At 71.8% G+C, this 22,785-nt stretch carries 19 protein-coding genes and 2 pseudogenes; 6 read left to right on the forward strand and 15 right to left on the reverse strand.

From position 1 onward, the window contains the following. Nucleotides 1-13: 13 nt before the first annotated feature. From ACVJO7_RS23425 to ACVJO7_RS23445, 5 genes are all read right to left on the reverse strand, one after another. Nucleotides 14-1,216, reverse strand: coding sequence for an acyl-CoA dehydrogenase family protein (locus ACVJO7_RS23425; RefSeq protein WP_491674651.1), 1,203 nt, complete (start codon nucleotides 1,214-1,216; stop codon nucleotides 14-16). A gap of 94 nt (nucleotides 1,217-1,310) precedes the next feature. Beyond that, complete coding sequence (locus ACVJO7_RS23430) at nucleotides 1,311-2,348, reverse strand: alpha/beta hydrolase fold domain-containing protein (protein ID WP_093355323.1); 1,038 nt, start codon at nucleotides 2,346-2,348, stop codon at nucleotides 1,311-1,313. A gap of 112 nt (nucleotides 2,349-2,460) precedes the next feature. Continuing rightward, nucleotides 2,461-4,035 (reverse strand): acetyl-CoA acetyltransferase, encoded by a 1,575-nt coding sequence (locus tag ACVJO7_RS23435; RefSeq protein WP_245773913.1) that lies wholly within the window; start codon nucleotides 4,033-4,035, stop codon nucleotides 2,461-2,463. Nucleotides 4,036-4,088: 53 nt separating this feature from the next. Beyond that, entirely contained in the window at nucleotides 4,089-4,739 is a 651-nt protein-coding gene (locus ACVJO7_RS23440; protein ID WP_245773912.1) for an enoyl-CoA hydratase-related protein, read from the reverse strand. A gap of 286 nt (nucleotides 4,740-5,025) precedes the next feature. Continuing rightward, nucleotides 5,026-6,177, reverse strand: coding sequence for an NAD(P)H-dependent flavin oxidoreductase (locus ACVJO7_RS23445; protein ID WP_245773911.1), 1,152 nt, complete (start codon nucleotides 6,175-6,177; stop codon nucleotides 5,026-5,028). A gap of 87 nt (nucleotides 6,178-6,264) precedes the next feature. Between ACVJO7_RS23445 and ACVJO7_RS23450 the strand changes: the two genes are divergently transcribed. Then, nucleotides 6,265-6,888: a TetR/AcrR family transcriptional regulator gene (locus ACVJO7_RS23450; RefSeq protein ID WP_093355319.1), complete on the forward strand. Its 624-nt coding sequence runs from the start codon at nucleotides 6,265-6,267 to the stop codon at nucleotides 6,886-6,888. 309 nt (nucleotides 6,889-7,197) lie between these two features. Next, a complete protein-coding gene (locus tag ACVJO7_RS23455; RefSeq protein ID WP_093355314.1) occupies nucleotides 7,198-7,506 on the forward strand; it encodes a transposase in 309 nt (102 codons plus the stop codon). Nucleotides 7,507-7,668: 162 nt separating this feature from the next. Here ACVJO7_RS23455 and ACVJO7_RS23460 read toward each other — a convergent pair whose 3' ends face one another. From ACVJO7_RS23460 to ACVJO7_RS23490, 7 genes and pseudogenes are all read right to left on the reverse strand, one after another. Further along, the gene (locus ACVJO7_RS23460; protein WP_093355310.1) at nucleotides 7,669-8,820 is read right to left on the reverse strand and encodes an acyl-CoA dehydrogenase family protein; all 1,152 of its coding nucleotides are present in this window, start codon (nucleotides 8,818-8,820) and stop codon (nucleotides 7,669-7,671) included. Nucleotides 8,821-8,833: 13 nt separating this feature from the next. Further along, on the reverse strand, nucleotides 8,834-9,622 hold the full coding sequence (locus ACVJO7_RS23465; protein ID WP_093355305.1) for an enoyl-CoA hydratase/isomerase family protein: 789 nt from the start codon (nucleotides 9,620-9,622) through the stop codon (nucleotides 8,834-8,836). After that, nucleotides 9,615-11,291 carry a long-chain-fatty-acid--CoA ligase gene (locus ACVJO7_RS23470; RefSeq protein ID WP_491674652.1) on the reverse strand — a complete coding sequence of 559 codons (1,677 nt, stop codon included), beginning with the start codon at nucleotides 11,289-11,291 and terminating at the stop codon, nucleotides 9,615-9,617. Before ACVJO7_RS23470 ends, ACVJO7_RS23465 begins: the two co-directional genes overlap by 8 nt. A gap of 29 nt (nucleotides 11,292-11,320) precedes the next feature. Beyond that, a complete protein-coding gene (locus tag ACVJO7_RS23475) occupies nucleotides 11,321-12,481 on the reverse strand; it encodes a thiolase family protein (protein ID WP_093356739.1) in 1,161 nt (386 codons plus the stop codon). 65 nt (nucleotides 12,482-12,546) lie between these two features. After that, nucleotides 12,547-12,990, reverse strand: coding sequence for a class I adenylate-forming enzyme family protein (locus ACVJO7_RS23480; protein ID WP_491674760.1), 444 nt, complete (start codon nucleotides 12,988-12,990; stop codon nucleotides 12,547-12,549). 79 nt (nucleotides 12,991-13,069) lie between these two features. Then, a pseudogene (locus tag ACVJO7_RS23485) lies at nucleotides 13,070-14,062 on the reverse strand (AMP-binding protein); the annotation flags it as partial. Further along, entirely contained in the window at nucleotides 14,059-14,919 is an 861-nt protein-coding gene (locus ACVJO7_RS23490) for a CoA transferase (RefSeq protein WP_093356738.1), read from the reverse strand. The pseudogene ACVJO7_RS23485 and the gene ACVJO7_RS23490, both read right to left, overlap by 4 nt. Nucleotides 14,920-15,046: 127 nt before the next feature. Here ACVJO7_RS23490 and ACVJO7_RS23495 point away from each other — a divergent pair, with 127 nt between their 5' ends. Then, nucleotides 15,047-15,673 carry a TetR/AcrR family transcriptional regulator gene (locus ACVJO7_RS23495; RefSeq protein ID WP_093356734.1) on the forward strand — a complete coding sequence of 209 codons (627 nt, stop codon included), beginning with the start codon at nucleotides 15,047-15,049 and terminating at the stop codon, nucleotides 15,671-15,673. Between the two features lie 149 nt (nucleotides 15,674-15,822). Here the strand turns inward: ACVJO7_RS23495 and ACVJO7_RS23500 are convergent. The 3 genes and pseudogenes from ACVJO7_RS23500 to ACVJO7_RS23510 all read right to left on the reverse strand — a co-directional run bounded on the left by ACVJO7_RS23500 (nucleotide 15,823) and on the right by ACVJO7_RS23510 (nucleotide 19,886). After that, a pseudogene (locus ACVJO7_RS23500) lies at nucleotides 15,823-16,677 on the reverse strand (HARBI1 family protein). A 131-nt stretch (nucleotides 16,678-16,808) separates the two neighbouring features. Continuing rightward, a complete protein-coding gene (locus ACVJO7_RS23505) occupies nucleotides 16,809-19,166 on the reverse strand; it encodes a Tn3 family transposase (protein ID WP_491674761.1) in 2,358 nt (785 codons plus the stop codon). 69 nt (nucleotides 19,167-19,235) lie between these two features. Then, nucleotides 19,236-19,886 carry a TetR/AcrR family transcriptional regulator gene (locus ACVJO7_RS23510; RefSeq protein WP_491674653.1) on the reverse strand — a complete coding sequence of 217 codons (651 nt, stop codon included), beginning with the start codon at nucleotides 19,884-19,886 and terminating at the stop codon, nucleotides 19,236-19,238. A 230-nt stretch (nucleotides 19,887-20,116) separates the two neighbouring features. On the opposite strand from ACVJO7_RS23510, the gene ACVJO7_RS23515 reads away from it, so the two are divergent. From ACVJO7_RS23515 to ACVJO7_RS23525, 3 genes are all read left to right on the forward strand, one after another. Then, the gene (locus tag ACVJO7_RS23515) at nucleotides 20,117-20,953 is read left to right on the forward strand and encodes an alpha/beta hydrolase (protein WP_491674654.1); all 837 of its coding nucleotides are present in this window, start codon (nucleotides 20,117-20,119) and stop codon (nucleotides 20,951-20,953) included. 71 nt (nucleotides 20,954-21,024) lie between these two features. Then, the gene (locus ACVJO7_RS23520) at nucleotides 21,025-21,837 is read left to right on the forward strand and encodes an SDR family NAD(P)-dependent oxidoreductase (RefSeq protein ID WP_491674655.1); all 813 of its coding nucleotides are present in this window, start codon (nucleotides 21,025-21,027) and stop codon (nucleotides 21,835-21,837) included. 2 nt (nucleotides 21,838-21,839) lie between these two features. Continuing rightward, entirely contained in the window at nucleotides 21,840-22,763 is a 924-nt protein-coding gene (locus ACVJO7_RS23525; RefSeq protein WP_491674656.1) for a ferritin-like domain-containing protein, read from the forward strand. Nucleotides 22,764-22,785 lie beyond the last annotated feature (22 nt).

Here is a 22,785-nt window from a genome sequence, read left to right on the forward strand (position 1 = left end):
ACCTTCGGTTCGCTCAAATCTGCATGAGCTTGGCGATGATCTCTTTCATGATTTCGGTGGTGCCGCCGCCGATGGACAGAATGCGGGCGTCGCGGTAGTGGCGCTCGACCTCGGATTCACGCAGGTATCCCATGCCGCCGTGTAGTTGGACGGCGGTGTCGACGGCGAGGTCGCATGCTCCGACGGCGACGTTTTTCGCCATCGAGATCTTGGTGACGTCGGGGTTACCGGTTAGTGCCCGGTCGATCGCGTCGCGGGTGTAGGTGCGGGCGGCGTCGACGGCGGTGGCCACGTCGACGATCTTGTGCCGGATGACTTGGCGGGAAGACAGGGTGCGTCCGAAGGTCTCGCGTTGGCGGGCCCAGGCCGTGGTGAGGTCGAGGCAGCGCGCGGCGGTGGCGTAGGCCTGCACGGCCAGCGAGGCGCGTTCGGTCTGGAACTGGTGCATGATCTGGAGGAATCCGCTGCCTTCGGCGCCGATCAGGTTCGCGACCGGGACCCGGACGTCGTCGAAGTGCAGCTCTGCGGTGTCCGAGCAGAGCCAGCCCATCTTGTCGAGCCGTCGGGATACACCGAGTCCGGGTGTGTCGGTATCGATGACCAGCAGCGACACCCCTTTCGCTCCCGGTTCGCCGGTGCGGACTGCGGTGGTCACGAAGTCGGCGCGGGTGGCCGAGGTGATGAACATCTTGGCGCCGTTGACCACGTAGTGGTCCCCGTCGCGGCGGGCGGTGGTGCGTATGCTGGCCACGTCCGAGCCGGTGTCGGGTTCGGTGATCGCGAGGCTGCCGATCGTGTCTCCGGCCAGGGTGGGGCGGACCCACTGTTGGATGTGGTCGGGGTCGCCGTGCTCGATCATGTGGGGAAGCGCGATGCCGTGGGTGAACAGGCCGGCCATCAGCCCGGTCGAGCCACCGGCCGCCAGGATCGCCTCGGTCATGATGACGGTATCGCGCAGGTCGCCACCGGCGCCGCCAATGTCCTCGCCGAACCCGATCCCGAGCAATCCGGCCTCGGCGGCCTTGCGGTGCAGGCTGCGGGGCAGCTCGCCCGCGGACTCCCACGTCGCCAGGTGGGGCACGATCTCGCGGCGGGTGAAGTCGGTGGCCAGCTCGCGCAGCGCTCGACGTTCGGACGTGTTCCACGGGTCCGGGACCGGACCGTCCTGCGCAGCCCCCTGGGCGGTGTCGGTGGTGTGTTGCTCGAGCTCGGTCATGGCCGCTCCTCTGCTTCGTCCGGAAAGGCTGGGGTGTCGACCGCGCTGGGTCAGCGGTGCGGGCGCGGTGGTGCCCGACGGCGCTGGCCCCGGGTCATGCGGGGTCGTCGGTGACGGGTCGGTTGTCGGTCGGGCGAGCGCGTTCGAGATGGTGGTGGGCGAAGGTCGCCGCCGCGCGCAGCGAGTGCGTCGCTTCGGGCACGAAACCGGGCAGGGCCTGGAAGACGTGGAGCTGTCCGGGCCAGAGCTGCAGCTCGGTCTGGCCATCGGCGGCCTCGATCATCTCGACGAGGTGGCGGGTGTCGGCATAGAGGAACTCGGCATCGCTGACGTGGATCTGCATCGGGGGGAGACCGCGCAGACCCTCGGAGGTGAAACGCAGTCGCGGGGAGGTCATTTCGGCACCGTCGAGATAGACGCGCAGCAGCCGCTCCACCCGGGCCGCGGAGACCAGCGGGTCGCGGCGTCGGCCGCTCTCCCATTCCCGAACCCGGGCCAGCGAGAGGTCGACGAGCGGGGAGAAGAAAAGCAGGGCCGCGACGGCGGGGCTCTGGGTTCGGGCGGTGTACTCGGCGGCCAGCGCGAGACCGAGCTGAACACCCGCGGAGTCGCCGGCGATGACGACCTGGTCGGGCCGTGCGCCGTGGTCAATCAGCCAGGTGAAGGCCGCATCGACGTCGTCGGCGGCGGCGGGGAAACGGTGCACCGGTGCGAGCCGGTAGTCGCATGCGAACACCGGCCGTCCGGTCCAGACCGCCAGGCGGGAGGTGATCGCGCGGTGGGTCCGGGCCGAGGCCACGGTGTAGCCGCTGCCGTGGATGTAGAACACGGCGCCGCCGCGCAGGTCGGGGACACCGCCACCGGGGACACCGTCACCGATGCCGCCGACGGTTTCCGGTGGCGGGGTCCCGGGTGGCAGGACCCATTCGCCGCGGACCTCGATGCCGTCGGGTGCCGGCGCCGCGACCCGCACGATCGTTGCCTCCGGGTGCGGGCGGCAGCACAGATCGGTGAACACGCAGAGCAGTCGGCGCGCCGTGCGGGCGACCGACACCGTGTCGGGGACGAGCTCGACGCCCGGTCGCACCCCCCACCGCACCAGCAGGGTGGACACGCGGGCCTGCCAGGACATCACCGGTCTCCTCTCGGAGCCAGGCGCGCGGCGCCTCGCCGCGCGGTGTGTGCGCCGGCCGACATTTGCAGTCCGGACGGTGGCCGGCGGTGCGGTCGTGGGTGCCCTCCGATCACGGCCGGCTGACCTCGACAGTGTTGTGGCGATCGGCGCGCCGGGCGTGCACCGGCATGCCGATCGGCTCGTCGGCGCTGCTCAGCGCGTCGAGGGTGGTGTCGTCGGCGGCCAGGGCCAGGAACCGGGCGCCGGTGGCCTCGAGGCGGCCGACGACGATGCCGGTCCGGGCCCCGCCTCGGTCGTGTTTGACGGTGTAGGTCTCGATGGTCGCGGGACCCTCGGCGGCGGCGACCTGTGCGGGGGCCGGCAAGGCCAGCACCTGGTCCTGCAGCTCGGCGCTGCGGTCGGCGCGCCAGCCGGTCGGGGTGGTGGAGTACACCCCGGCCGAGTACTTGCTCAGCACGCCGCCGTTGGCGGCGACCAGCCCGTAGGCGCCCGGGCTGCGGCGGAGCCGGTCGACGATTTCGGCGATGGCGTGCATGGAGTAGTTGTTGCCGGCCCCACCGAAGAACGGCAGCCCACCGGTGACGGTGAGCCCGCGGGGGTCGTCGGCGGCCAGGTCGAACGCGTCGGTGATGGTCGAGACCGCGACCGGGAAGCAGCTATAGAGGTCCAGGGTGGCCAGGTCGGCGACGCCGATGTCGGCGAGCGCGAGGGCGTGTCGGGTGGCCATCACCGCGGCCGGGCTCGTGGACAGGTCGGCACGGTCGAGCAGGTCGCGTTCGCACAGGTCGGCGTGGCCGTGCAGGAACACCCAGCGCTCGGTGTCGACGCCGAGCCGGCGGGCGGTGGCCACCGAGGTGATCAGGACGGCGGCGCCCTGGTTGACCTGGTCGCGAGCCACCAGGTACCGCAGGTAGGGGTCGGTGATGGGGCGGTTCGCCGCGGTGGGGGTGGCCAGCTCGGTCGCGCTGCGCTCGGTGGGCGCGGCGGCGTGCGGGTTGGTGGCGGCCACGGTGGTGAACGGCGCGAACAGCTCGCCCATGCCGCGCAGGTAGTCCGCCCGGGACTGGCCGAGGCGGGCCCGGCGGGCGTTGTCGAACAGCGCGTACTGAGTGGGCGCGTCGGTGAGCCCGTGCGTGAGGGTGTACTCGGTGGCCAAGCCCTCCAGGCCGAAGCCACGGTCCTCGAGGCCCCCACCGGCCGACTCGGTGAAATCCGGGCGGTCCGGGGCGTCGGCGAGGTGGCGCACGGTGGAGGTGGCCTCGGACCCGAACACCAGCGCCGCCTCGCCCCGACCGGCGGCGATGTCGGCGGCGAGCTCGGTGACCAGGTGCTGCGGGCCCTGGCCCCCGATGACCTCCAGGACCGCCCGGGCCGGGCGGGTGCCGAGGCGGGCGGCGACCGAGCGGGGGAAGTTGTCCGAGCGGCCCAGCGGCGCCGCGACCCCGGGAAACGAGATCTCGAACTGCCGGATCCCGGCCACCGTGTCGACCGCGGCCGCGACCGCGCCGGGATCGGCGCCGGTATCGGCCAGGGCGTCCCGGGCCGCGGCGGCGGCCAGCTCCACCGGGGACAGCCGCTGGTAGCGGGGGCCGTCGATGGGGTCGCTGACCTGCCCGACCCCGATCAGGACCGGGGTGCGGGGATCCAGCGATGAACTCGGCGATGAACTCGGGGGTCCTGCCACGGTGTGCTCCTGAAGCGCTAGGGGGTGCCGGGTGCCGGGTGCCGGGGTGCGGGTCAGCGAGCCCGCCAGTGCGGGGCACGTTTCTCGGTGAAGGCCTGCATGCCTTCGACGACGTCGGCGCTGCTCATCAGTGCGGTGATGGCGTCGTTGCTGCGCTGCCACGCGTCGGTCTCGGCGGGGACGTCGTCCTCGGTGATTCCGGCGGCGACGCGCTTGCTGGCCTGCACCGCCAGCGGAGCGTTCGACGCGATCCGCTGGGCCAGCGCCACCGCCGCACCCAGCACCTCGGAGTCGTCGACGACCTGGTTGACCAGGCCCCACCGCGCCGCGGTCTCGGTGTCGACAGGGTCGCCGGTCAGGATCATCTGCATCGCGATCTTGCGGGGCAGCTGTTCGGGCAACCGGCTCAGACCGCCGGCCGCGGCGATGAGGCCGCGGGTGACCTCGGGCAGCCCGAACCGCGCTGAGCGGCCCGCGACCACCAGATCCGAGGCCGAGGCCAGGACGAGCTCGGTGCCGCCGCCGAGGGCGAACCCGGCCACCGCGGCCACGGTGGGGGTGCTGATCGGGTGGGTGACGTAGCCGGCGAACCCCCAGTCCTGGTGCCCGGGCGCGGTGATGTCCTCGCCCCGGGCCAGGGCCTTGAGGTCGGCCCCCGCGCAGAACGCCTGATCACCGGCGCCGGTCAGGACCACCGCCCGCACCTCGGGGTCGTGCTCGGCCTGCTCGAGGGCCTCGCCGAGCAGCGCGGATACCTCGGTCGTTGACGGCGTTTTTGGCTTCGGGCCGGTTCAACGTCACGACCTGGACGTGGCCGTCGCGTTCGACCCGCACGGCAGGCGGGGCGCTCGCGACCGGCGCCGCGGATTTGTCGGGCAAGCTCATCGTGGGGTCTCCTCAATCGTGGGTCTCCTCAACAGAGCGGGAGCGGACGGTTCGGGCGGGCGCCGGTGGCGCCACAGACCCGGGGGCGGGGTCGAGCGGGGGCCGTCAGGGCTCGCCCGGGGTCGCGGTGAGCCGGGCGAGCTCGTGGAGCCGGGCCTCGCAGTCGGCGATGATCTCCCGGGTGATCTCGGCGGTGGGACGCAGCCGGCGGAAACCACCGACGACCTGGCCGATGAAGAATGACTCGAGTGCCCGGGCGTCCTCGTTGCCGGCGTCGGCGGCGGCGTCGATGCGGTTCCAGGCGTCCTGGACCAGCATCGGCTGCAGCGGCATCGGCAGCGGCGACGGGGCGCCGAGCGTGTCCCACTCGTCATGCCAGGCCGTGCGTAGCTGCCGGGCCGGTTTGCCCGTGCGCGTGGGCGAGCGCACCGTATCGGCCGAGGTCGCCTCGAGATACTTGCGCTTGACCGCCTCGCCGGTGACCTCCTCGGTGCTCGACAGCCACACCGACCCACACCACACCCCGGCCGCACCCAGCGCGAGCGCCGCAGCCATCTGCGGCCCGGAGGCGATCCCGCCCGCCGCGAGTACCGGCACCGACCCGGCCAGCTCGATCACCTCGGGAGTCAGCACCATCGTCGCGACCGTGCCCGTGTGCCCGCCCGCCTCGGTGCCTTGGGCGATCAGCACGTCGACGCCGGCCTCGAGCTGGTTTGCGACGTGCTTGCCCTGCCCGACCAGCCCGGCCACCGGCACCCCGGCTGCCTTGGCGCGCGAGACCAGCTCCGGTGGCGGCGGACCCAGCGCATTGGCCACCAACGAGATGCGGTGCGAGAACGCCACATCCAGCAACGCCTCCACCCCTCCGCCACCGGTGGCCAGGGCCGAGGCGATCTCGTCGGTCGCCACGGTCGGTGTCCCGGCCGGCAGCTCGGGGATGCCGTAGCGCTCCAGCAGGCCCTCGACGAAGTCCCGGTGGCCCTGCGGGATCTGCGCCCGCAGTGACGCGATCAGGTCCGCAGGATCGCTCTGGGCCGTGTGCCCCGGCACCAGCACGTCGACCCCGTAGGGCCGACCACCGACCTGCTCCTCGATCCAACTCAGGGCCGCGTCCAGCTCGGCAGGGGTGAAGGTCGAGGCGCCCAGCACACCGAACCCACCCGCATTGCTCACCTCGGCGACCACCGCCGGGGACCGGTTGAACCCCACCAGCGGGGCCTCGATCCCGAGCATGTTGGTCAACGCCGTCCTGACCACCAGCACCTCCTCGACGAGTTACGGACGATCTGTGTCCGGAACGGAGACGATATGGTGAACGTGATCCGTTCAGCAAGGAGGGTGCCGATGGCCAGGGCCAGGACGATCACGGGTTCGGGACGTCCGCGGGACCCCGAACTCGAGCGCCGGGTGGCCCGGGCCGCCCTGACCGTGTTCGGCAGGGTCGGGTGGCCGGGGTTCACCCTCGACGCCGTCGCCGTCGAGGCCGGCGCCGGCAAAGCCTCGATCTACCTACGCTGGCCCAACAAACAGGCCGTCCTGGTCGACGCCCTGCACAGCTACATCGGGCAGGTCACCGACGTCGACACCGGCAGCCTGCACGGAGACCTGCTCGAACTCGCCCGCCAGTTCCTCGCGTTCTACCTCGGCGACGTCGGCAAAGCCGTCCTGCGCCTGGGGCCCGAGACACGCGCCGTTCCCGAGCTCGCCGAACACTTCGACACCCTCTGGCGCTCCCAGGTCAGCACCGGACGCGAGATCGTGCGCCGCGGAATCGCTCGCGGAGATGTCGGCCCCGACACCTCCGCCACGCTGCTGCTCGACTGCCTGGTCGGCGGGGTCACCAACCACATCCTCACCACCCCACCCGAACTCGAGGCCGCCGTCGCAGCCAACGCCGACCAGTACGCCGCCGACCTCGTCGAGTTCCTCCTGCGATCACTGAGCGCGCCGAGCCCGCCACATTCGTGAAGCTTCGCGTTCCTGTGACGGGCTCCCCCCGCACCCAGGGTCGGGCACCAACGGCGGGCTGCACTCGGCGGCGTCCCACCCGATCTGTGGGCCCTCCTGGAGCGAGGATGGTGATCAACGTGGCCGAGTGGAACGGGCGCCGCCGACCTCGAAGCCGTGACTGCTGCCCCTCCGGAGTGAGGCTTCACGCGCGCCGCCGGTGTCGGCGACGCCCACGCTGCCAGGCGTTCACCCGCGCAGCCGTCGGCGAACGATTCCGACCGACCGGTGCAGCGCCCCGGGTTCGGTGGAGGCTGAAGCCACGGGAAGGTGGTCTTCGTGCCGGCACCGAGGAAGTACAACGACGAGATGCGTGAGCGGGCCAAGCGCATGGTCGGCCAGGCTCGCCAGCAGGAGCCTGGGCTGTCGGTCAACGCCGCGTGCAAGCGGATCGGACCGCAGCTGGGGATCCTGCCGGACACGCTGCGGGGTTGGTGCAAGCAGGCCGATATCGACGACGGGCTGGCGCCTGAGCCTGAGACCACGAGCGGCGACCACGACGAGTTGACCCGGCTGCGTCGGGAGAACGCCGAGCTGCGGCGGGCGAACGAGCCTCAAGACCGCGTCCGGCCCGCTTGAGGATCTCCACCTCGGTCTCGAATACCCGGTTGCGGCGGCGCAGCTCGCCCAGCTCGGCCTTCTCACAGGTGGTCAGCCCCCTCGGCGGGGCCGGTGTCGACATCGTTATGGCCATCCGTTCCTCTCGTGGGATATCGGCGCTCCGTCTGGTGGGCGGCCTTCTCACAAGGACCGGGCCACGAGTTCCTTCATGATCTCGTTGGAGCCGCCGTAGATCTTCTGCACCCGCGCCGAGGTGAACATGCGCGCGATCGGGTACTCGTTCATGTAGCCGTACCCGCCAAACAGCTGCAGGCAGCGGTCGGCGACCCGGTTCTGCACGTCGGTGCAGAAGAACTTCGCCATCGACGCCGACGCGGCGTCGAGCTCGCCCGCGACGTGGCGGGGGACGAACGCGTCCACCATGCTGCGGGCAGCCGTCACGTCGGCGACGCACTCGGCGAGTACGAAGCGGGTGTTCTGGAAGCTCATGAGGTTCTGGCCGAACGCCTGGCGCTCCTTGACGTAGGCGACCGTCTCGCGGACCGCGGCGGCGGCGGCCGCGGCGGCGGCGACCGCGATGATCAGGCGCTCCTGGGGGAGCTGGTTCATCAGCTGCCCGAACCCGCGGCCCTCCTCGCCCAGCCGGTTGCCCACCGGCACCTGCATGCCGGAGAAGAACAGCTCGCGGGTGTCCTGGCCGTGCTGCCCCATCTTGTCCAGCACGCGCCCCCGTTCGAAGCCTTCCAGGCCCTCGGTCTCCGCGACGATCAGGGACAGGCCCTTGCCGCCGTCCTCCTCGCCGGTGCGGGCGACGATGATCAGCAGGTCGCAGTGGGTGCCGTTGGAGATGAAGGTCTTGGCACCGTCGATGACGTAGTGGTCCCCGTCGCGGCGGGCCCGGGTGCGGATGCTCTGCAGGTCCGACCCGGTGCCGGGCTCGGTCATCGCGATCGCGCCGACGAGGTCGCCGGAGGCCATGCCGGGCAGCCAGCGCTGCTTCTGCTCCTCGGTGCCGAAGGCGGCGACGTAGTGCGCGACGATCGCGCTGTGCACCATGTTGGCCCACGCGTCGTCGCCGACGCGGGACTGCTCCTCGGCGAGGACGGCCTCATGCGCGAAGCTCGCGCCGCCGCCGCCGTACTCCTCCGGGATGCTGATGCACAGCAGGCCGGCGCTCCCGGCGGTCCGCCAGAAGTCGCGGTCGACCTGGTGCTCCGACGCCCAGCGCTCCTGGTGCGGCACGACCTCCTTCGCGACGAACGTGCGGGCGAGCTCGCGCAGGTCGTCCAGCTCCTGGTTGGCCCAGGGGGCGCGGTAGTCGTCGAGGATCATCGGGTGCTTCCTTTCATCTGCCGGTGAAGGCGGGTTGACGACGTTCGGTGAATGCGGACAGTCCCTCGCGGGCGTCGTCGGTGCCCAGGGCGAGCAGGAAGTTGCGGCGTTCGGTCGCCAGCCCCTCCTGCAGCGGCTGGTCGTGGGCCCGGCGGGCGGCGTCCGCGGCGAGGACCACCGCGCGCGGTGCGTTCCGCGCGATCCGGGCGGCCAGCTCGAGCGCGGCCGGGACGACCTGCTCGTCGTCGACCACGTCGGCGACCAGCCCGGCGTCACGGGCCCAGGCGGCGTCGACCGGGTCGCCGGTGAGCAGCATGCGCATCGCCTTCGGCTTGCCGACGGCGTGCACGAGCCGCTGGGTGCCACCGGCGCCGGGGAGGACGCCCAGCTTGACCTCGGGTACGGCGAACCGCGCGGAACGGCCGGCGATCGCGATGTCGCAGGCCAGCGTCAGCTCGCACCCGCCGCCGAACGCGGTGCCGTGCACGGCCGCGACCGTCGGCTTCGGGTAGCCGGCGAGGGTGTCGAAGAGCCGGTCGAACGGCAGCTCGTCGGTCGGCGAGGCGCCGATCATGGCCGGGACCTCGGTGATGTCCGCGCCCGCGCAGAACGCCGGCCCGGCGCCGGCGATCACGACGGCGCGCACCTCGGGGTCGGCGGCCGCGTCGGCGAGCCGGCCGGCCAGCTCGGCGACCAGGCCCCGGCTCAGGGCGTTGTGGGACGCCGCGCGCTGCAGGGTGAGCAGCGCGACCGGGCCGTGGCGCTCGGCGGAGACGAGGGTCTCGGTGAGCTGGTCAGTCATCGGCCCCTCCGTAGTGCCCGGCCCAGGTGGAGCGGATGACCTTCTTGTCGACCTTGCCGACGCTGGTCCGGGGGATCTCGGTGACGGTGGTGAACGACTCCGGCAGCTGCCAGGACGCGAACGCCGACGACAGGTGCGCGTGCAGCTGCTCCAGCGTCACCTCCTGGCCGGGGGCCGGGACGACGAGCACGAACGGCCGCTCCTGCCACTTGGGGTGCGCGAGCCCGACGACCGCCGCCTGGGCGACGGCGGGGTGGCTGGTCAGGAGGTTCTCCATGTCGATGGAGGAGATCCACTCGCCGCCGCTCTTGATCACGTCCTTGAGCCGGTCGGTGACCTTGAGGTAGCCGTCGGGGTCGATCGTGCCGACGTCGCCGCTGCGCCACCAGCCGTCCGCGAAGCGGTCGTCGGCGTCGGTCATGTTGTGGTACCGCGTGGTGATCCACGGGCCGCGCACGCAGATCTCGCCCTGGGAGACACCGTCGTGGGGCACGTCCTCGCCGGCGCCGTCGACGAGCCGGACGTCGACCAGCGTGGCCGGGAGCCCCTGCTTGCGCTTCAGTTCGAGCAGGTCGTCCCCGGACAGGCGGGCGCGCACGCTGGGCTTGTACCGGTTCACGGTGACCAGCGGCGTGGTCTCGGTCGCGCCGTAGGCGTGCACGATCTCGGCGCCGGTGAGCTCCGCGAAGCCCTTCATCAGCGACAGCGGCGGCTCGGTCGCGCCCGACAGCATCCGCAGCCGTCCCAGGTCGGGCTTGTCCTCCAGTGAGCGGATGTAGTCCAGCATCGGCCCGAAGATCGCGGGAGCACCGTTGGTGATCGTCACGTCCTCGGCGATCAGTGCGTCGGTGAGCGGCTTGATGTCGTCGGCCGTGTACCGCCCGGGCAGGACGATCTTGTTGGCGGTCAGGATCGCCGCCTGCGGCAACCCCCAGGCCTGCCCGTGGAACATCGGCGTGATCAGCATCGTGCAGTCGTCGAGCGTCATGCCGATGTTCGTGGCCAGCGAGAACGAGTGCAGGCAGATCGCGCGGTGCGAGTAGTAGACGCCCTTCGGCCGGCCGGTGGTGCCGGTGGTGTAGCAGGCACCGTAGGCCGAGCGCTCATCGATCTCCGGCCAGTCGATCCGCGGCTCGGCGGCGGCGACGAGGTCCTCGTAGTGGTGCACGTTCGGCAGGGTCGTGCTGATCTCGTCGAGCGGCTTGTCGGTCAGCACGACCCACGCCGTCACGCCGAGCAGGTTTGGTGCCACGGCCTCGGCGACCGGCAGCAGCGTCTCGTCCACGCAGACGATCGACGTCCCGCTGTCGGAGACGACGAAGGAGAGGTCCTCGGGGCCCAGGCGCAGGTTGAGCTGCACCATGACCGACCCGAGCCCGGGGATCGCCCAGTAGAGCTCGAAGTGCCGGCGGCTGTTCCAGTCGAGGATCCCGACCCGGGTGGCGGGTCCGGCGCCGAGACCGGCCAGGGCGTTCGCCCCGCGGACGATGCGGTCGTAGGCGTCCGCGTAGGTGTAGCGGTCCCAGCCGCCGTCCGGACGCCGGTGGACGATCTCGCGGTCGCCGTAGGTCCGGGCGGCGTGCCGGATGAGGGTGGTGGTGTTGAGCTGGACATCGTCGCCCATCGTGGACGGGTATCCCGTCACGACGGTGCGGCTCGGTGCGGGCACGCGGGACTCCTTCGTCGGTGCGTGTGGGATCAGGTGAGGCGTTCGATCACGGTGGCGTTGGCCATCCCGCCGCCCTCGCAGACGGTGACCAGGCCGTAGCGGGCGTCGCGGCGCTCCAGCTCGCAGACGAGCTGGGTGAGCAGGCGTCCGCCGGTCGAGCCGAGCGGGTGGCCGATGGCGATCGAGCCCCCGTTCACGTTGAGCTGGTCGTCGGGGTAGCCGAACTCGTCGCGCCAGAGCAGCGGGACGGGCGCGAACGCCTCGTTGACCTCGGCCAGGTCGATGTCGCCGATGCCGAGCCCGGCCCGGTCGAGCGCGGCGCGGGAGGCGGCGAGGACGGCCGTGAACTGCAGGACCGGGTCGTCGGCGGCGACGGTCATCGACACGATGCGCGCCCGCGCGGGCAGGCCCGCCGACTCCGCGTACGCGCGGTCGGCGACGAGCAGCGCGGCGGCGCCGTCGCTGACCTGCGACGAGTTCGCGGCGGTGATCGCCCCCGCGGGGTCGAAGACGGGCTTCAGCGCGGCCATCCGCTCCCGGTCGGGCGTGGCACGGATGCCCTCGTCGCGGGTCATCGGTCCGTCGGCGCCGTCGAGCGCCACGAGCTGGGACGCGAAGTACCCGGCCTCGGTGGCCGCGGCGGCACGCAGGTGACTGCGGACGGCGAACTCGTCGAGCTGCTCGCGGGTGTAGCCCCACTTGGCCACGACCAGCTCGGCGGACGGGCCCTGGGCCGGCAGGTTGCCGTCGAACCGGGCGAGCACCCGCTCGCCGTACCACTCACCCCGCGGCCCGCTCGGGTCGAACAGCGGACCGAGGTCGGTGCGCGACATCGACTCGAGCCCGGCGCCGATCGCGACGTCGTACTCGCCGGACTTCACGCCCTGCGCGGCGAAGTGGACCGACTGCTGGCCCGAACCGCACTGGCGGTCCAGCGTGGTGCCGGGCAGGCCGATCGGCAGGCCGGCGCCGAGCAGGGCGTTGCGGGCGACGTTGCCGGCCTGCTCGCCGCGCTGCAGCGCGCAGCCCACGACGACGTCGGCCAGGGTGTCCGGGTCCGCGCCGCTGCGGGGGACGAGATCGCTCAGGGTGTGCGCGAGCAGGTCGACCGGGTGCCAGTCGCGCAGCTGCCCGCCGCGCTTGCCGACCGGGGTCCGGACGGCGTCGACGATGACGGCTTCTCGGGTCATGGGGTGCTCCTGGTCAGCGGGCGCGGAAACCGGCGAGTGGGTGGACGACGAGGACGGTCCGGGAGTCAGGCATCCAGGGCCGCCCGGAGCTGGTTCTTGAGGATCTTGCCGGACGGGTTGCGCGGGATCGTGCCGATCGTGAGCTCCCGCGGAAGCTTGTAGCCGCTGAGATGCCGGCGTCCGAACTCGCGCAGCTCGTCGAGGGTGAGCGTGGTTCCCGGCGCGAGGTCGACAACGGCGACGACGACCTCGCCGTACTCCTCGTGCTTGCGCCCGATGACGGCCAGGTCGCCGATCGAGGGATGCGCGGCCAGCGCGCTCTCCACCTCGGCGGAGTAGACGTTGGCGCCGCCCGTGATGATGAGGTCCTTCAAGCGGTCGACGAGGGTGATGTAGCCATCCCCGTCGATCCGGGCGAGGTCGCCGGTGTGGACCCATCCGTCGCGGACGGTCTCGGCGGTCGCCTCCGGCATGCGCCAGTAGCCCTTCATCATCGACTCGCCGCGCATGATCATCTCGCCGACGTCGACCCGGCTCGACGTCGTTCCCGCTCGGGTCGACGACCCGCACCTCGGTGTTGGGCACCGCGACCCGGCCGCTGGCCTCCGGCCGCGCGACGACGTCGTCGTGGTGCAGCAGGATGCCGCCCGGGCCGCCCTCGGTCTGGCCGCACGCCTGCACGATCGAGGTGTCGGGCAGCGCCGTGACCAGGGCCTCGGCGGTGCTCGCGGGCATCGGTGCGGCGCCGTAAAGGCAGATCCGCAGGCGGGAGAGGTCGCGCGAGCCGAGGTCCGGCAGCCGCAGCAGGTGGGTGTACATCGTCGGGACGCCGAAGAAGAACGTGATCCGCTCGCGAGCGAGGACGTCCGCCACCGTGGCCGGTTCGAACGCCGGGAGGATCACATGGGTCGCCCCGAGCATTACCCCGTTCAGCAGCAGCATGTTGAGGCTCGCGGAGTGGTACAGCGGTGCGACGTGCAGCATCCGCTCCCCGTCGCGCAGACCCACGCCGATGCTGGAGTTGATCCCCACCCACAGCACCCGGCAGTGGTCGAACAGCGCCCCCTTGGGCCGGCCGGTGGTCCCGGACGTGTAGATGATCAGCGCGTCGTCGTCCGCGGAGACCTCGACGGGGGTGGGGCGAGCACCGCGGTCGCGTGCGGCGGCGCGGACGTCCTCGTATCCCTCGAAGGGGCCCAGCGCCAGCGGCTCCGCGGCGCCGGTCCGCCCGGGAAGCGACTGCCACGCCCGGACACCGGCCGCGACCTCCGGACCGAACAGCAGCAACCGTGCCTCGGTGTCGGAGGCCAGGTAGTCGATCTCCGGCGGGGCCGAGCGCGGGTTGATCGGCACCACGATCGCGCCCAGGCGCAGACCGGCGTAGACGGCGACGACGAACGCGTCGCTGTTGCCGGCCAGCAGGAGCATGCGGTCGCCGTGGGCGGGACCGCGGATGGCCGCCAGCTCGTCGACCTCGCGATCCAGCTCGGCGTAGGTGAGTGCCACGTCGCCGAACCGCACGGCGACGCGGTCGGGGCAGCGGCGGGCGGTGCGGGCGAGGACACCGGCGAGGGTGGTCATCGCACCTCCTCGAGGGTATCGTCGGCGACAGTGGGCCCGACCGCGATAATCGGGATGTCGAGCTCGTTGCCGAGCTTCTGCCAGTGCTTGCCCTCCGCCGTGGCGAACCGGGCGGTGAGCTCGGCGCGGGTCCGGCCGAGGGCGTCGCCGAGCCGGGCGGCGAAGTGCGGCTCGACCGCGCCGACGGCGACGTAGCCGTCGCTCGTCGGGTAGACCCCGTACGCGGGGATCGCGCCGCCGAGGGCGTCGCCGGGTCCGGTCAATCCGTGCCGCACGCTGGCGGCCGCGTCCCGGGCGACCCGGTCGAGCACGACCGGCTGGTGCACGGCGGCACCGCTGCGCTCGCGCAGGCGCAGGCCGGCGACGGCGACGAGGGCGGCGCGCTCCCCGCCGAGCAGGTCCGCGACCGGGACGGTGGGCATGGCCGGGGGCAGCAGCGTCCCGTGCGCGGCCTGGTAGGTCAGGTCGTGCCCGGCCTCCTCGGCGCGCTCGCCGTCGAAGCCGACGATCTCGACGTGCACCAGCCGGTGCCGGGCGACGCTCTTGCGCAGGCCCAGCCGGTCCAATGCCGCCGGGCGCATCGCGGTGAGCAGGACGTCCGCCGTCGCGAGCCTCTCCTCGAGCGCCTCGCGGCCGGCCGCCTCGCGCAGGTCGAGGCGCACGACCTCCTGCCCGTCGGCCAGCTCGCGGTACCACCCGGGGGCCGCGGCCTGCAGCCCGTCCCCCTGCGGCGGCTCCACCTTGACGACGTCGGCGCCGAGATCGGTGAGCCGCGCCGCGGCTGCCGGGCCCGGCAGGTTCGTCGCCAGCGACACCACGCCTACGCCGTCCAGCGGCGCGGCCGACCCTCGATCCACGTCGTCCCCTCCCACCGTGCTGTACGAATGTACAGTAGATTGGAGTGAGCGTATAGTTCGCTATGTGATCGACACAAGCGCGGGTTCGTAGGATGCGTGCCGTGACGACGGCAACCCGGGCGGCGAGATGAGTGAGCGGGAGCGAGCACAGTCGCCCCGCACCGAAGACCTCACGGCGCGGGCACGGATCCGCCACGCCGCCCTGGATCTGTTCGCAGAGCGAGGGGTCGACGGCACGCCGATGCGCGCGGTCGCGGCCCGAGCGGGGGTCACGGTCGGACTGATCGTGCACCACTTCGGCACGAAGGAGGCGCTGCGCGAGGCGGTCGAGCTCGACATCGTCGACCGTTTCGCCGAGGCGATCGCGACCGCGCCGGCGGAGGGGTCGGGCACGGACGTGGCCGGGGCCCGTGACCATGCCGTGGCCGCCATGCTCGCGGCGAGCCCGGCCGTCGTGGACTACCTGCGGCGCGCTGTGCTGGACCCGCACGGCGAACGCGGCGACCTCGTGAGCAAACTCAGCGCGCTTGCCGCGGACCAGGTCGGCGGCCTACGCCGCCGCGGCCTCGCCTCGCAGCGCAGCCCGATCGGCGAGCAGGTCCTCACGATCATGATCAGGCAGCTCGGGCAGCTGTTCCTTCAACCGCTCGCCGACCGGATCATCGACGAGTTCGGCCAGAGTTCGGACGATGCGCCGTCGCCCCTGATCATTGTGCGCCTGGAGAACCGAATCGACACGTCCACCAGTCAGTGAACCTGCGACGGCTGGATACGTCAGGGCGCGGCCGCAGATGCAGCCGAGTCGCGTCGCGACTCCGTCACGACTGACTGCTAGTTTTGACGGTCGCGAGGCTTGGCCTCGTGACCGCCGCGCTCACTGAGGTGTTCTCAGTAGCGCGGTGATCATGTTGTGCGGTTGTGTTCGACATGGAGCAGCACGAGCGCGGCAGCGGTGATTGCGCCAATCCGCCAGGGACACAGCGTGACTCGCCGCAACGCCGCGAAGGTGGACTTGAGCAGGGCGTTTCCTCGTTCGGCCAGCGCGCGGACGGCCGAGTGCAGGCTGTTGACGGTGCGCTGGTTGACCGTTCGCCCGCCGCCGGGGACGGGTTTGATCGGCACGGTGAGCCGGTCGGCCTCGCCTTCGTAGCCGAGATCGCCCAGCGCGGCGTGGGTGTCGTCGGTGAACGCGGCCAGGGTGTCGAGCAGACCGGAGTGGGTGCGAGCGCAGCGGGTGTCGTGCTCGCGGCCTGGTCGCACTGGGGAGGTCCACAACGGCCATCCGTCGGGTGCGGTGACGACCTGGATGTTGCCGCCGTGGCGGTGGTGCTTGCCCGACCACCACAGGTCCACCCCGGCGGTGGGTCCGAGCGCGCGGCACCGGCCGGTGGCGATCAGGGTGCCGTCGAGACTCACGTGGGTGTGCCCGGCTGCACGGGCGGCGAGCAGGGCGCCGTGGAGCCCGGGCGCGGCCGAGGCGAGGACGTCGATGCCTTCGTGCAGGTAGCGGTAGGCGGTCGCGGTGCTGACCTCGTGTCCGCTGCCAGGCGCACCACCCGGGTCGCGTCGAGGAACCATCGCAGGACCGGCACCGCTTGACCGACCGGGTCCAGGGCCCGGCGGCCGGCTCGGGTGCCGCGACGGGCGCGTTCGCCGGCCAGCAGCTCAGCCAGGTAACGCACGGTGGGTTCCCCGATCGGGAGTACGCCGGTGTAGATGACAGGATCGGGCACGCAGGACCTCGGTAGCGGAGTCGATCTTTGGTCGGACCGACCTGATCTACCGGGGTCCTGTCCAGTCTCCGGTCACCTCACCGCCCTCGGCGTGTCGCACGACCTGCCACCGCGCTACTGAGAACACCTCACTGAGCGTCCCGCAGAGCGATCCGCTTATGGGACGGCTCCTTTCGGGACCGTAGTGGGGACGGCGAGGTCAAGGCGGGTGTCCATGTCGAGGCTGAACCGGCCGTAAGGGTTGATGTTCGACCAGAACAGCGGAGTCAGGCCGCGCTGGTCGTCGATCTCGAGCCGAGCGGCCCAGCTCGGGTCGTCAAGGACGCGTTGGAGCAGCAGGGTGTTGATGTGCACGAGCGCGGACTGCAGCAGGTGCAGCGCGAGCATGGAGACCTCGGCGTGCTCGCGGTCGGGCCCGGCGAGGTCGCCGTCGTTGCCGTAGCGGATGACCCCGTTACCGGAGTTCCAGTGCTCGACGACCTGCAGCCCGCCGTGGACCTCGCGCCGCAGGTCGGGGTCGGCGAGGTAGTCGCAGGCGAAGATGGTGCGCACCGCCCGGCCGAGCTCTTCGAGGGCGGCGTAGGTGGGGTGCTTGGGCCCGCCCCGGGTGAACCGACGCAGGATCGACTCCGACTCCGCGGTCCCGAGCCGCAGCGCGGTGGCGTACTTGACCATCTGGTCGTACTGCTGGGCGATCAGCTCCCAGCGGATCGGGCGGGTCATCACGTCCCCGAGATGCGCGTACATGGCGGTGTCGTCGGGGCGGTAGAGCCGGATGGAGCCGATGTTCTTGAGCCGGGGCAGCAGCCGGAACCCGAGCAGCTCAGTGAACGCGAACCCGACGACCGAGGCACCGTGGGTGTCGACGTAATTGGTATCGATGCGCCGTTCGTCGTCGGTGTCGGTGCAGTGGCGCAGCAGGCCCTCGATCATGGCCGCGACCTCGGAAAAAGAGCAGGACTTGAGCTGCGAGTAGATGCACGTCGAGCGCCGCTCCACGTGCCAGTAGATCATTACGCCGGGGCCGCGGTAGCGCTGGTGCCACTCGGTCATCAGGTTCGACTCCCAGGAGCCGAACTTCTTGGAGTCCGAGGCGCAGGCGGTGCCCTGGCCCCACCAGGCCGGGTCGCGGGCGGCGAAGGTCGCCGAGGCGAGCTTGGTGACCGCGCGGCGCAGGTTGTCGCGGGTGACGAAGTGCCGGCGGACGTGCCGAAGGGCGGCGTCGGTCTCGCCGTGCTCGCCGGTGGTCACGACCTGCCGGATGCCGATGTTCGTCCCCAGGGCGAACAGCACCAGCAGGAGCCGGCGGCGCAGTGTGGCGCGGTCGATGACCTCGCGGGAGGCCACGGAGGTGAACCCGCTGGTGAAGTCGGTGAGGAAGTCGGCTTCCTTGGCGACGTCGAGCAGGTCCAGGGTGCCCCACCGGCCGATGACCTCCTGCTTGAGCGCGGTCAAGTTCTGGGGCTCGGCCAGCTTGTCGAGCTTCGGCACCCGAATCCAGGGCTCGCCGCTGCGACGTGTGACCGCGACACCGCCGGCGGTCCCGGTGTCGAGGGCGGCATCGAGGCCCTCGAGCCCGCCGGTCATGCGCTGCTTCAGGTCAGCGATGAACGCCGACGGATCGAGGGGTTGGCGAATGGCGGCGTAGTGGACCTCGCGACTTGTCTCGAAGTCGCCGGGTAGGTCGTCCTCGGGGTTGCGCCACCGGCCGGCGCCGTCGACGTAGACCTCGCGGCGGCGCAGGGCGTCGCGCAGCGCGACCAGCACGCACAGCTCGTAAGGGATGCGCTCGACCCGACCCTGCTCGTCGACCACGGCGTCGCGCCATGCGCCCGGGACGACACCGTCGAGCGGGACCGGGGTGGCCGTGTCGTAGAAGCGGGTCTTGCCCGAGATCGACGCCCATCGACCCAGCAGGGCCAGGGCCTGCATCACGGGGCGGTAGGCAGTGTTGTTGCAGCGGAACTTCATCGCCCCGAGCAGCGCGGGCAGCATCTGGCGATAGTGATGGGAGTACGACGAGCGCAGCACCACCCGCACCCGGGCCTGGAAGGCGCGCTCGTTGGCCTTGGCCTCGCGGACCAGTTCGCGCAGCGTCCTCTCGGCCACTACCGGGTACAGCGCCTCGCGCACCAGCTCGTCGGGGTGCTCAACGGCGGCCTCGGCCAGGCGGAACAGGATGCCTTCCTTGCCGCGGACCCGGCGCAGGTCTGCGGTCAGCTCCCGATCGACCCGCCGCTCTGCCCGGGTGTTGATCTTATGGACCAGCCCGATCAGCAGGTCGACCAGTGCGTCAGTGATCTCGGTCTGGCGCCGCCAGCACAACGCGGTCAGCAGCGTGAGCCGCACCTCCCGGGGCGCGGCCTGCAAGTCCGAGGGGTAGGAGCGCGTGGCGCGGGCTCGCCAGGCGTCAACGAGCTTCTCGCTCGCACCGGCGAACAACCCGCCCGGCAGCCCGAGCCCGGTCACGGCAGCGAGCTTGTCCAGAACAGGTGTCCGAGGAAGCGTGGCCAGACTCGCGGTGCGGCGGGATAGCCGGGTGGGGGACCTGAGAGGCGTGGGCGGGAAGTGACCAGTGGGTGTTCAGGTCGTGGGGGTCAGGTAGCGGCCGACCAGGGAACCGGCCACGTCGGTGACGTGGTCGATGATCTGCTCGGCGTCGGCGGTGATGGTGCCGGTGTTCCAGGCGGTGACCAGTTCGGCGAAGCCGCCGACGCCGATCAGGGTGCTCATGCGCAGCGCATTCTCGTCGGTGCTGGGGGCGAGGAGGGGTCCTGCGTAGTCGACGAGCAGGTCGGTAAAGGTCTGCAGGGTGTCGCGGCGCCGCTGCTCAAGCGCCGCGCTTCCGGCGTTGTCGCCGAGGATGATGCGGGCGTGGCCGGGATTGCGCTGCAGGTGGGCGACGATCGCGGCGATCGCGGCGCGGAGTTGGGCGATGATGTCCTGCTCGATCTCGGTGGCGAACGCGTCGAGCACGAGGGCCACCAGGTGATCGCGGCCCTGGTCCCAAACCGCGAGCAGTAACGCGTCGCGGTCGGTGAAGCTCTCGTAGAAGTAGCGGTCGGTCAGACCGGCGCGGGCGCAGACCCCGCGCATGGTGACCGCGGCCCACCCTTGCTCGCCCCAGATGTCGCCGGCGGCGGCCACGAGACGTTCGTGGCGCTCGGCCTGGCGTGCTTCGGCGCTGCGCCCGCCGTAGGTCCCGGTCCGCGTCCGTGTCTGCACGCTTCCCATCTTGACGGATGGACGCCGCACCGGTCTAATCTGACACCATGCGCCATCAGAGACGGCGGGTGCCCTCAGACCGTGTGGGCTCCTGGCGGGCACGGTGGGTCGCTCGCGCGCTGTCGGTGGGGGTCCGCCCGCTGGTCGAGGTGTTGCCCGACAGCCCGGCCGGGATCCGCACCGCTCGCCGTGTGGTGGCGGGGTTCTTGGCGGTGGTGAGTCGCCCGGACCCGCAGGCGGTGGTCACCCGGATCGACGAGCCGGCTGCGGGCGGGGCCCGGGTGCGCGGCGAGTGGGTGCGCGTACGGGAGGCAGCCGCGCCGGGCGAGGCGCCGCGATCTGTCGGCGTGGGGCCGGCGGTGTTCTACGTGCACGGCAGTGGTTTCGCGGTGGCCTCCGCGCGCACCCATCGGGGCATCACCTCGCGGTTGGCGCGGTTGACGGGACTGCCGGTGTTCGCGTGCGACTACCGCCTTGCCCCGTCGCATCGGTTCCCCGCCGCGGCCGACGACGTCGAGGCCGCGTTCGGCTGGCTACTTGAGCAGGGCGTCGACCCGGCGCGGGTGGTGCTGGCCGGCGACTCGGCCGGGGGCCACCTGGTGGTGGACCTGGCCGCCGAGCTGCGCCGCACCGGCCGACCGGGCCCGGCAGGGCTGGTGCTGTTTTCCCCGCTGATCGACCTGTCGTTCGCCCGCGCCCGCGCCCGGGAACGCCGTGCCGGGCGGGACCCGATGGTGTCGGTGGCGCGGGCGCAGAGGCTGGTGTCGCTCCACCTCCGCGCTGCCGACCCCGCCTCGCCGCGTTTGCGATTCACCCCCGACACGGTGGCGGGGCTGGCGCCGATGCTGATCCACGCCGGCGGCGCCGAGGTCCTGGCCGATGACGCCACGCACCTGACCAGCCTGGTCCGCGCCGCGGGCGGCGAGGCCCAGCTTCGGGTGTGGCCGGGACAGGTGCACGTGTTCCAGGCTTTGACCGGCGTGGTCCCCGAAGCCACCCGCGCCCTGCACGAGGCCGCCGCGTTCATCCACCGCCAGCTACTCGAGGGCCGCCCTCGGCTCGAGGAGTGCTCATGACCCTGCTTCCCCCCGGCTGCACCCCGGCCGAAACCCCCCGCACCGGGCGATCGAGGGTCCCGGCCCGGGCGGTGGTCACCGGCGCCGGCGGCGGGCTCGGGCGGGCCTTCTGCCTGGAACTGGCCGGCCGCGGCGGGCGGGTGATCTGCGCTGATGTCGACGAGGCCGCGGCCAAGGAGACCGTGCGGCTGATCGACAGCCGGAGCCCGGGCCGCGGTGAGGCGATCGCGGTGCGCTGCGACGTCACCGACCTCACCGAGGTCCGACTGCTCGGCGACGCCGCGTGGACCTGGCTGGATGGCCCACCCACGTTGGTGGTCAACAACGCGGGCATCGGTACCGGCGGTGACCCGATCGGCGATGACGACCTCGACGACTGGTACGCCGCCCATGCGGTGAACTTCTGGGGCGTGGTGCACGGCTGCCACGTCTTCACCCCGATGCTGCGCGCCGCCGGCGGGGGTGGGGTGCTGAATGTGGCCTCGGCGGCGAGTTTCGCCGCCGCCCCTCGGATGGGGGCCTACTCCACCAGCAAGGCCGCGGTCCTCGCCCTCTCCGAGACTTTGGCCGCCGAGACCGCGGGCTCGGGGGTCACGGTCAGCGTGCTGTGCCCGACGTTCATCCGCACCGGCATCGTCGAGGGCGGGCGTATCAGCAGCGAGGCGAGCGGCCTGGCCGCGCGGCTGATGAGCGCCACCGGCCGCGCTCCCGCCGATGTCGCCCGCACCGCTCTCGACGCCTACGACCGGGGCCGGCTGCACGTCCTGCCGCAGTGGGAGGCCCGCCTGCTGTGGCGGGCGAAACGCGCCCTGCCCGGCCCCTACACGCGCGTGACGGGCCTGTGTGTCCGGCTCGCGACCGCCCTGACCCGTCACGGAGGATGACCATGAGCCACGACTTCACTGCCATGCTCGCCAAAATCAAGGCTCGGCAGTGGGCGCTGGTCGACATCGACTGGGACGCCCCCGGTGCCGAGACCATCACCGACGCCCAACGCGATCAGCTCAAGGCGTTCATGGCCGACCTGGTGTGGGTGGAGAACATCGGCGCTCGCGGGTTCGCCGCGATGGCAACCAAGGCCGAGGACCCGACCCTGAAGGAGGTCTACCGGTACTTCCATGCCGAGGAGCAGCGCCACGCCAATGCCGAGCTCGCCCTGATGCGCCGCTGGGACATGCTCGAGGACGGCCAGGTGCCCGAACCCAACATCAACGTTCGACTGGCGATCGAGTGGCTCGACCGCTACAGCGACGACCTGTCGCTGTCGGTGCTGGGCACGATCATCCCGATGCTCGAGGTCGCCCTCGACGGGGCCCTGGTGAAGTTCCTGCTCGACGAGGTCGCCGACCCGGTCTGCCACGAGGTCTTCGCGAAGATCAACGCGGACGAGTCGCGCCACCTCGCGGTCGACTTCCAGGTTCTGGACATGCTGGGCAACGCGCCGCTGCGCCGGGTTGTGATCAACTCGGCGGGTTCGGTGCTCAGCCCGAAGGTTCTGCTCGGAGTCCTGATGTACATCCCGCTGCTCAACCGGGTCCGCGACAACATCGTGGGCATGGGGCTGCCCGAGAAGAACCTCTACCGGGCCATGCAGCGCTACGCCTCCAACGGCGACCGCAGCGCCGGCACCCGTCGGCTGCCGCTCTACCAGGTGTTCAAGCGCCACGCCGCCGTGGTGCCGGACCGCTCGCACCCGTATCACCACATGGCCGACCTGATGGTCCGCGCCAGCGACCGCATTCCCACCCGCCTGCTGGGGCGCACCCCGACCTGGACCAGGGAACTGACCCACGAGCCGGTGTCGCGGTGAGCGCCCGGACCACCCACCCGGC

It is taken from the genome of Pseudonocardia sp. DxW (assembly GCF_058448985.1).